11 protein-coding genes are annotated in these 9,897 nt (G+C 31.9%); 5 read left to right on the forward strand and 6 right to left on the reverse strand.

Features of this window, described 5'->3' with window-relative positions:
* Window positions 1-65: 65 nt before the first annotated feature.
* Together HMPREF3186_RS00285 and HMPREF3186_RS00290 are read right to left on the reverse strand one after the other, a co-directional pair.
* Entirely contained in the window at window positions 66-644 is a 579-nt protein-coding gene (locus HMPREF3186_RS00285) for a TlpA family protein disulfide reductase (RefSeq protein ID WP_060913394.1), read from the reverse strand.
* Window positions 645-673: 29 nt separating this feature from the next.
* Window positions 674-1,402: a cytochrome c biogenesis CcdA family protein gene (locus HMPREF3186_RS00290; RefSeq protein ID WP_060913395.1), complete on the reverse strand. Its 729-nt coding sequence runs from the start codon at window positions 1,400-1,402 to the stop codon at window positions 674-676.
* A 356-nt stretch (window positions 1,403-1,758) separates the two neighbouring features.
* Here HMPREF3186_RS00290 and HMPREF3186_RS00295 point away from each other — a divergent pair, with 356 nt between their 5' ends.
* Complete coding sequence (locus HMPREF3186_RS00295) at window positions 1,759-2,799, forward strand: LysM peptidoglycan-binding domain-containing protein (protein WP_060913396.1); 1,041 nt, start codon at window positions 1,759-1,761, stop codon at window positions 2,797-2,799.
* Between the two features lie 88 nt (window positions 2,800-2,887).
* On the opposite strand, the gene HMPREF3186_RS00300 is transcribed toward HMPREF3186_RS00295, so the two are convergent.
* The 4 genes from HMPREF3186_RS00300 to HMPREF3186_RS00310 are packed head-to-tail and all read right to left on the reverse strand — an operon-like array spanning window position 2,888 to window position 4,213.
* Entirely contained in the window at window positions 2,888-3,562 is a 675-nt protein-coding gene (locus tag HMPREF3186_RS00300) for a CHAP domain-containing protein (RefSeq protein WP_060913397.1), read from the reverse strand.
* A gap of 23 nt (window positions 3,563-3,585) precedes the next feature.
* On the reverse strand, window positions 3,586-3,744 hold the full coding sequence (locus tag HMPREF3186_RS09580; RefSeq protein ID WP_081450713.1) for a YvrJ family protein: 159 nt from the start codon (window positions 3,742-3,744) through the stop codon (window positions 3,586-3,588).
* Window positions 3,745-3,785: 41 nt separating this feature from the next.
* Entirely contained in the window at window positions 3,786-3,998 is a 213-nt protein-coding gene (locus HMPREF3186_RS00305) for a DUF2922 domain-containing protein (RefSeq protein ID WP_060913398.1), read from the reverse strand.
* Window positions 3,999-4,018: 20 nt separating this feature from the next.
* Entirely contained in the window at window positions 4,019-4,213 is a 195-nt protein-coding gene (locus tag HMPREF3186_RS00310; RefSeq protein WP_060913399.1) for a DUF1659 domain-containing protein, read from the reverse strand.
* Between the two features lie 218 nt (window positions 4,214-4,431).
* On the opposite strand from HMPREF3186_RS00310, the gene HMPREF3186_RS00315 reads away from it, so the two are divergent.
* From HMPREF3186_RS00315 to HMPREF3186_RS00330, 4 genes are all read left to right on the forward strand, one after another.
* On the forward strand, window positions 4,432-5,028 hold the full coding sequence (locus tag HMPREF3186_RS00315) for a hypothetical protein (RefSeq protein WP_060913400.1): 597 nt from the start codon (window positions 4,432-4,434) through the stop codon (window positions 5,026-5,028).
* A 154-nt stretch (window positions 5,029-5,182) separates the two neighbouring features.
* On the forward strand, window positions 5,183-5,785 hold the full coding sequence (locus HMPREF3186_RS00320) for a hypothetical protein (RefSeq protein ID WP_060913401.1): 603 nt from the start codon (window positions 5,183-5,185) through the stop codon (window positions 5,783-5,785).
* 99 nt (window positions 5,786-5,884) lie between these two features.
* On the forward strand, window positions 5,885-7,015 hold the full coding sequence (locus HMPREF3186_RS00325; protein ID WP_060913402.1) for a tRNA(Met) cytidine acetate ligase: 1,131 nt from the start codon (window positions 5,885-5,887) through the stop codon (window positions 7,013-7,015).
* A 945-nt stretch (window positions 7,016-7,960) separates the two neighbouring features.
* Window positions 7,961-9,897, forward strand: a 1,937-nt coding sequence (locus HMPREF3186_RS00330) for a YSIRK-type signal peptide-containing protein (RefSeq protein WP_156438947.1), incomplete at its 3' end; no start/stop codon positions are given.

The raw sequence follows: 9,897 nt of genomic DNA on the forward strand, positions 1-9,897 counted from the left end.
GGGGTGACTCGACAAAATCGATTTCTCCGAAAATCACGATTTTTGAGTCACTCCCGGATTATTTATTATTTAAGTTTTTCTATTTCTTTAGTTAGTAATTCTTCTGTTACACCACCAGCAATTCTATTTCCTATTGTACCATCGCTGTTGATGAAAATATGTGTTGGGAATGAACGAATTGCGTAGTTTATGATGAAGCGGTCGTTAACATCGAAAAGAACAGGATAAGTTACGCCAAGTTCTTTTGCTTTATTAAGGATTACATCTTTACCTTTGTCTTGAGGACTTTGGTTTTTAAACTCAGAATCATTAGGAGAAGTCATTGATAGAAAAACGATATCTTTATTGTTTTTTAATTTTTGGTAAGTTTTTTCTAACTCTGGGATTTCCCTCATACAAGGTCCACACCAGCTTGCCCACATATTGATGTAAACTTTTTTACCTTTGAAATCGCTAAGTTTTACAGTTTTTCCATCTTTATCCATAGCTGTAAAGTCAAAAGCTTGGATAGCTTTGTTCTCACTAGTTGAAGATGTTGCAGTTTGTTTGTTAGTTTCTTCTTTTTTATCAGAAGTACTAGAACATGCACTTAAGATTAGAGCACTACTAAGAAGAGTTGCGCTAAGTATTGTTAGTTTTTTCATATTATTTTCCTCCAATTCAAATCACAAGTTTAAGCGAAATATCTAGTTAATGTGATAAATGATCCGCTCAGAATTAGTATACCGATTAAGATAAGGATAATACCTGAGATAACTTGTGTATATTTTAGTATGTTTGTATGTTTTTTGAATAGTTCTAATAATTTTGAAGCAAAGAATGCAACAAGGATGAACGGTAAGATAAACCCTAAGCAGTATGCAAGAATTAAAAGAACGCTCATTATTCCAGTATGACTAGATGCATATAGGAAAACACTAGCTAAAATTGGTCCGATACATGGTGTCCAAGAAAAGCTAAAAGTGAATCCCATTAAAAAAGCAAGAATCGGAGTAGTTTTATTTCCTTTTCTCTTAACTTTGTTTTTTATTGAAAATTCTTGTTTTAAGAAGCCTATCTTAAATACGCCTAATTGTAATAATCCCATAAAGATGATTAAAACACCACTGACGATTTGCAATGTTTTAATATTTTCGTTTAAGAATATACTAATAAAACTAGTAGCAAAAGCTAGGATAAAAAATGTTGAACAAATACCTAGTACGAATGATAGTGTATTTGTAATAGTGTTACGTTTATTGAAGACTAGTTCTCCGCGTTCATTCATTTCTTTTTTTCCTGCAAGAATACCGATATAGATAGGTAATATAGGTATAACACAAGGTGAAAGGAACGATAGCAGACCTTCTAAGAAGACAAGAATTATCTTTAAGGCAGAGCTAGCTGTATTAAAATCTGTCATAAAACCCCCTTGAAAATAAAATTTAAAATTACAGGTTTACTATATAATAAAAACGCTTAAAATGCAATTCAACTGCTTATAGAGTGTAATTATTGTTACGAATTTTGCATAATGTAACAGAGAGTTATCGTTACTATTACAAAACTGTTACAAAGCTTGAAAAAGGCTTCGTGAGAACATATAATGATAGTATGTCAAGATTACAATTAATTCAACTTAAAGTTGAATTAATTCGATGACGTGAATAGTTTAGAAAAAATAGTTTATAGAAATTAAAAATTTAGAAATTAAAACAGTATTTATTATAGATAAATGAGTCGCTTGACTCAAACCTAATTTTAAGGAGATAAAAATAGATGAGTAAATTACAAAAATTAGTAGCCGCAACGGCAATCGTATCAACAGTAGGAGTAGGATTAGCACAAATCGCAGACGCTGATACATATACAGTAAAGAAGGGTGATACTCTTTGGGATATCGCAATCAACAACGGAACAACTGTTGATCAACTTATGCAAGATAACAACTTAACAAGTTCATTAATCTTCCCTGGAGATAAATTAACTTATAACACAACAGTAGCTCAAGTGGCTCAAGCTAAAGAACAAGGATACTACACAGTAGTATTAGGAGATACTTTAGGAAAAGTTGCTAACAGATTCGGTGTTTCAGTAGATGAACTTGTTAAATTAAACAACCTTTCAGATCCTAATCTAATTTATGTAGGAACAGTATTAAAAGTAGATGCAAGTGCAACGAAAACTGCTGAAGTAACAGTTCCAAAAGCGACTGTAGTAGAAAATACTACCGAGAAAACAGTAGTTAAGGTTGATCCAGTTCAAACAGTTGCACCAAAAGCAGCAGCGACTGCTCCAACTGCGCCAGCAAAAACTGAAGTAAAAGAAGCACCTAAAGCTGAAGTTAAAAAAGAAGCTCCAGTAGCTACGCCAGCTGTAGCTAAAGCGGCAGAAAAACCAGTTGCAACTCCAGCAGTTGCAACAGCAGCACCAACTGTAACTGCTAAAACTCAAGCTCCAGCAGCGGCGGCAACAACACAAGTTGCGTCTTCAAACAAAGGAGCAGCAATCTATCAAGCAGCATTAGCTCAATTAGGTACATTCCAAGATTGTACATTATTAGTAACAAATGCTCTTAAAGCAGTAGGAATTAACTTCCACGATTGGCCAGCAGGATATATGAGTTTAGGAACTGTAGTTCCAGCGTCTCAAGCTCAACCTGGAGACCTAGTTTACTATGCAAACGGTGGTATGGGGGCAGCTCACATCGGAGTTTACGCAGGTAACGGACAAGCTATCCACGGTGGATGGAACGGAAACCAAACTGTTCTTAACACTGCAAACTTAGGTAGTGGACCAGTTTACATCCGCGTTAAATAATTAAAGAATAAATAAGAATAAGAAGCGATTGGAATCTCCAGTCGCTTCTTTTTTATGTTATTTATCAAATTTAAGTTTGAAAGAGCTACTAACTAAAAGTTCCCCATGTACTAGTTCTTTCACTTCCATTATGTGTTCCTGTAGCTACGTAGTGGCGCTCATTTGAATAGGAAATATAGCTAATCCAAACGAATCCTTCTTTAATTACATAGCTATCATAGTAGATTCGTTCCCCTTTGTTATAAGTGTTGGTAACTTTCCCGAGTTTGCTTGGTTTATTTCTAACGTTAATAGATGGAACTTCTACTGTGAAATAGCCAGTTTCAGGAATTCTAGTCCATTCTTCAGTTGAATCGTAGCTAGGTCTGATAAAACCTGCGAGGTAAGTATCATCACGACTCATAATGCGTGCAATACCACCACGTTCAGGAGTACCATCAACATTCTGTTCTACAGAGGTAATAGTTCCTTCATTTACCTCAATCACTATACCTACATGACCGAATTTGTCCCAATCGCCCCAATGCCAAATTGCTATGTCTCCTGGAGCTATTTCAGTATCTCCTTTGAAATAACGTCTCCAACCTGGAGGAATGGGATTAGTTAGATAATCGATGGCATTACCATAAATTTGGAAATCCGCGAAATTCTTCACATATGCCATTGTTAGATCTACGCATTGTGCTCCGTACATTCCATCCATATCGATCCATTTATAGACGTTATCCTTTGCCCAGTTAACCATTGTTTGTTGACTTGTCATAATATTTACTCCCTTATATTAAACTATTCTTTGATATTAATATTTAACTTTGTTTCTATAATACGTGTAAGTTCGTTTAAACTTTTTCCTATATTTTGTAAAGTATTATCTAACTTTAACAGAAAAAATACCGCTACAAAAATAGGGAAGCCTACAGTATTGATAAAATTTAGTATGTCCATAAAAAAAAGGTGCGGCTTGGACCGCACCTCCCTCCCTTCTATTATTGAAGTTCGCTTACTTCACGAGTAGTATAAGTAGCTTTTTTAAATCCTGTAAGGGTATGTTTGTCGTTGTTAAGTACTTTTGTATCAACAATTTTTCTTGCAACAGCCTCTACAGTAGCTTTGCTTAAATCATCTTTCGGAAATGATAAAGCGATGTGATAAGTTTTTTTGTTATCAGTATTAAAGTAAATGTTTAATTTTTTCTCCATAATTAAATTCCCTCCTAAAATTATAGTGATTCTTTTGTGCTTGTGACAATATCTTCAATGTTTTTAGCAATTAGTTTTTTTAACTCTTCGCCGACTTCTTTCAAAGCAGTGTCTTCAGCAGTAGGGGCAACTTCGAAGTTATAACTTTTAACTACGCGTTTTTCCCCTTTAGGTTCGTTATAGTTTAGATGTAAAACTTTTTTTAAAATCTTCATAATAAAAATCTCCCTTGTTTTGTATTTATTCTTTGTCTTAGGCCTCTGACACTAAATATATCGAAAATTAATGAGGGAATTTCTCAAAAAGTAAAATATAATGTTTTAGGAGTTTATTTAAGTTAAATTTTATTTAAATAAATTATAATAGAAAAAAAGTAGTGGAAATATGCATAAAATAGTATTATAATATATTAGAAACAAAGGAGGGGAATACAATGAAAGATAATAGATTATTGAAAGTGTTATGGGGAATTGTATTAGCTATATTTTTATGTAGTGCTCTATTTATAGGTATAAGTTATTTTACTGGTGGAGATAGTTCAAGTAAGAAAAAAGACAATGAAACTACTTCATCATCAAGTGATAAAAATAAGAGCAAAGATAAAGATAGCTCGAAATCTAAATCAAAAGAAAAAAGTGATGAGGAAAAATATAGAGAGAATAAAGAATCTAATAATAGAGATAGCTCATCTTCTTCAAACTCATCTAATAAATCAGAAAGTAATAAATCAAGTAATACCAATAAAACTGTAAGTAATACACAAAATAATTCTAACAACAATAATAATAGTAGTAACAATAGTAATAATAATAACAACACAAAAAATGATGCTAATAAAGAAGCTAAAAAAGAAGCGACAGAAGCAAATGGTGGAGCAACAGCCCCTGGAACATTTAATAATTCAGAAGCTGCACATAACTATGCTAACGAAGAAATTAACAGATTAGCAAAAGAGAATAAGAAAAACTACAGCTACACATTAGGTAGAAATGATAAAGGTGAAGTTATTGTAAAAATTACAGAAAGTTAATAGTCGAACTCATAGAACTCTAGAAAAAGAGTGCTATGAGTTTTTCTATACAGTATTTTTAAGGAGAAATAGCGAGATAAATATTTATAAATCTTCGCAAAATATTATAAGAAGTGGTATAATAAAGAGTAAGTATGAAGAAGGATATGAGATTATGAAAAAAACTAGATTCACTAAAACTTTGTTTTATGGTATCTGTTCGTTTGTTATAGCGGCTATTATTTTTTTAGCGATTGGTTACTTTGGTAAGGAAGAATCTGTTCAGAAGAATGATTCATCTCAAAGTGATAAGAAACAAGAACAGGTGAGTAAGCCGAAAGATAGTAAAGAAAACAAGGTTGATAATAGTAATAATCAATCAGTAAAACAACAAGAAGAGAACAAAATCGAGAATAAAAATATAAATTCAGTAGGAAATATAGTTACACAAAATGAGAATAGAAATCTAATTAAAGATACTGGAGAAGAAGTTTTAAAAACACCGAACCAACAAGATTATAAAGGGAAAAAACTGTCTGATTCAGAAGGTGTCGGTACTACAGGTAAGATCTTTAAATCTCAAAAAGAGGCTTTAGATTTTGGAAGAAAAGAAGTTAGAAGATTGGTTAATGAAGATAAAAAACCGAGACAGTTCTCTATTAGTAAAGTCACAGCAGAAGATGGAAGTCTAGTAGGTTGGACAGTAGATATTTTTGAAGATAACGATATGGAAAAAGTAGTATCAAATCCATCTGCTACAGAAGAAAATAAAGAATAGAAAAAGAAGGCGAGGGGATTACTTAGTATTTAAAAGTAGTAAGTAAAAAACTCGCTATCTTTATATTTACACAAAAACAATAAAAAGTGAGATAGAAAAATGCGAATTGGAATAGTTGCGGAATTTAATCCGTTACATAGCGGACATAGATATTTAATAGAATGTGCAAGAAAAATAGCAGATGAAAATAATGGAGAAGTAATCTGTGTAATGAGTGAATTTTTCACTCAAAGGGGTGAAGTTGCGATAGTTGATGGTTATACGCGCGCTAGAGAGGCTATTAGAAGTGGTTGTGACATGGTCATTGCACTACCTTATCTTGGAAGTGTTGCATATGGTGATGATTTTGCTAAAAAGAGTATAGAGATACTATTTGGTGCAGGGATAACACATTTAATTTTTGGTACAGAAAATGATGATGTTAGTATTTTTAATAAAATTTACACAAAACAACAAAAAACTACAGAAGAAAATTATAAAAAATTGTTAAAATCAGGTCTTAATCATGCGAAAATTAATAGTATATTATATGGTTTTGAGAATAACAATCCGAATTTCAGTTTAGCATATAGTTATTACAAAGCTATTAGAGAAGCGGGGCTAGAGATTCAAATGATTCCGATAAAAAGAGAAGGTCAAGGATTGAATAGCACAAAGATGTCAGATCAAGTGCATCTTAGTGCAACTTCTATAAGAAACAATATAGCTGATGAGAAGATTGAAAAATATCTTTCAAATGAGATGTTAAGAGATTTAAAAAAAGAAAAAATAGCATCAGAAACAGAGTTGTTTCCGTATTTAAAATACAAGATATTATCTCTTGGTAAATCAGGGATAGAAAAGATTTATGATGTTAATGAGGGGTTAGAAAATAGAATTTATAAAGCAGCGATTAAAGCAGAAAGTTATAGTGATTTAGTGAAATTAATTGCTACTAAAAGATATAGTAATAAAAAAATTCAAAGGGTATTACTTCACGTACTAACTAATACAACGAAAGAAGATTATAAAAAATATTTTTCTTCTAATAACTTTAGAGTATTAGCTGTGAAAAAGGATAGATCAGCCATCATTAGAGAAATTAATAAAGTTGGTAAAATCAAACTTCATCCACTTTTGAATAGTAAAAACAGTATGAGCTTTGAACAAGATATTAAAGTAGCTAGAATATATGAATTACTATTTAATAACAAAGATATTTTTAGAGAAAATATACAAATAATGAATTAATTATTAAGCGGGGAGTGACTCAAAAGTCCTAGATTAAAAAAAAGTTTATAAGAAAACTCATAGACGCAGTGGTTTATTGATATCTAAATTCGCTTTATAAAAGCTTTTTAGATATCTAATAAACTGTGCGGGGATGACTCGACAAAATCGATTTCTACGAAATCACGATTTTTGAGTCACTCCCTGTTTTTATTATGGATAAATGTAAGTTATGAAATTATAAATACTTTGAATCAGTTATAACGTAAGCGACCAATAACGAGGTATCTAACCTCCAAATGGAAATGATAAAATAAGAATGTACAGTTTTGAATAATTTTACATTTTTATATTGACATTTACATGAATTTACAATAACTACTTACTTTTATGAGTTATAATATACACTTTTTAAAAATTTAGGATTTTTGAGTCAGCTCTATCATAGAGGAGGATGTTAATTTATAGTTTAACAAATATCATAAAAATTTTATAGCATAGGAGGAATGATATTAGAAATTAATAGCAAGAAAAAATTATATTTGTTATATCAATAAATAGCAAAAAAATAACTATAGTTAGAATGCTATCGATATATCGAAAAGATATAATTTTTTCATAGAAGAAAGTACATATTTAAATTAAGTGAATCAATAATATACTGAGAAACATCAGTGATTTTTAAAGTGGTAGCCGTCTTTTATATTCTGACATAACTAAATAAAAAAATATGTTATTAAAAAATAGAGCTAGATAATATTTCTAATATATAAAAATATAATTATTTGGTTATAAAAAAATATATATAATTTAGATAAAGTTTCCAATTTGTTGAATATATGGTTAAAAAATGATAGAATATAGTTATTATGAAAAGGACTACATATAGATTTAAAATTTATATTAGTTGACTCTGTAATAATGATAATCATATGTAATTAATTTAATCAAAGGAGATAATATATCATGAAGAATAAATCATTAAAGAACAATATAGAAAATTCGACTCGTGAAAAAGTAACTCGTTTTTCTATACGTAAAGTTAGTTTTGGTGCAGCAAGTGTGGCCGTATCAGCTTTATTTATGGCATTAGGACAAGGGGCGGCATCAGCAACTGAAACTAATACAGCAACAGAGGCTAATGTAACAAACGCAGTGACAAATAACAATACAACAGCACAGGATAATAAAAAGGAAGAGGTAGCGGCACCAGTAGCAACAACTACTGTACCGACAACACCAACAACAGCAGAAAAAGCAGCTGATAAAATTAATGAAAAATTAGCAACAGAAGCAAATGTTGTAGAAAATAAAGAGCAAACAACAGCAAAAGCTCAAGAGACATCTAACACAACAGCGGAAACAGCAAAACCTGCAGAAGTAACTGCTGCAACAACAGAAAGTAACAAACCAAAATCACGTAAAAAACGTGCTGCAGAGCCTAGCTCAACAACAATGGATACTACAAGTGATGAGGCGGCGAATCAAGTATACACAGCGCCACAAGCAAATGCAGGACTAGATGAATTAAAAGAAAAACTAGAACAATTACCAAGCGCTATCCAAAATAATACAAAAATTAATAATATGGATGGAGTAGGTGCAACAACTGGAGTTGAAGCAGGGAAAGTAAAAGAAGTTACTGAATTTGGTGGTTGGAAAGCTGTAAATCAAGCTGATGGAAGTGCTGGGAAATTTGTTGTTGCAAGAACAACAGATAAAGGAGTCTTTCCTATAGAGACAATTAATACTGTAGGGGGGAGTAGAACGGCTTGGATAGGAGAACAATCTATTGATAGAAATAGTAAATATATGTTATTCCTATCAGAAGTTAGGACACAAGCTACACAAAACAAGGAATCATATGAAGGTCAACCTTATAAAGAACAGCAAGATGACGTAAAAGGTGATCTTGTCGCGATAGGGGTTAAAGGGTATAAAGGTGTAGAGAAAACATTTAAAGTCTATGATACAAAAACACCTGGAAAAGTAACAGTAGATTTTAAAACAGGATTTAGTGGAATAGTAGAAGGTCGCTCGGGTGTTACGGTTGCTAATTATAAAGTAGAAGTCTTTAGTGTGATTAATGGTGTAGAGAAGAATGTATATACGGCAGAATTTGACCCGAAAAAAGGTACTATTGATGATGAGAAAACTGTTATAGCAGCAAAAACAAGTACAGCAGGGCAGAGTGTAAATGTAGCTGGGACTACAGAAGCAGACAAAGCAGCAGCATTAGAGACATTATCTAAAGATAATTACAAACCTTATGCTACCGGAGGAAGATTTACTAGTAAAGAAATAGAGTTGCCAGAAGGAACTACAGAGTATAAGGTAAGGATTAGTGCGGCAAATGATAGATATTTAGGAATGGATTATCACTCAAGATTTGCACAATATGCTTTGCCATTAACAGGGGTGGATTTCAATATTTCACAAAATACAAATGTTATAGCAAAAGATCTTTTAACTAAAATTTATGCTAAATTGAAAGAAACAGTTGTTGAAGACGAAAAAGGAATGACTACAGACTCTATAGCAGCTTATGATGCAGAGTTGGCAAAAGTGAAAACACTTGTAGAGGCAGCCGATTTAACAACAACTGATAAATATAAAGAATTATTAGGTACTACTTTACAAAAAAGACAAGAGTTAAAAACTGACAAAGAAGCATTAACAAATGCAGCAAACGCAGATGCAACAGCAACAAAAGCAACACCAGCATACTACAATGCAGAAGCAGCTAAAAAAGAAGCATATGACAAAGCAGTAGCAGATGCAGCACCAGTGTTAGCAAATGAAAAAGCAACACCAACAGAAGTAGGTGAGGCTAAAAAAGTAATAGACGAAGCAAAAGCAGCATTAGATGGACAACCAACAAACAAAGAAGCATTAACAAATGC

The organism is Gemella haemolysans (assembly GCF_001553035.1).
Taxonomy (GTDB): domain Bacteria; phylum Bacillota; class Bacilli; order Staphylococcales; family Gemellaceae; genus Gemella; species Gemella haemolysans_B.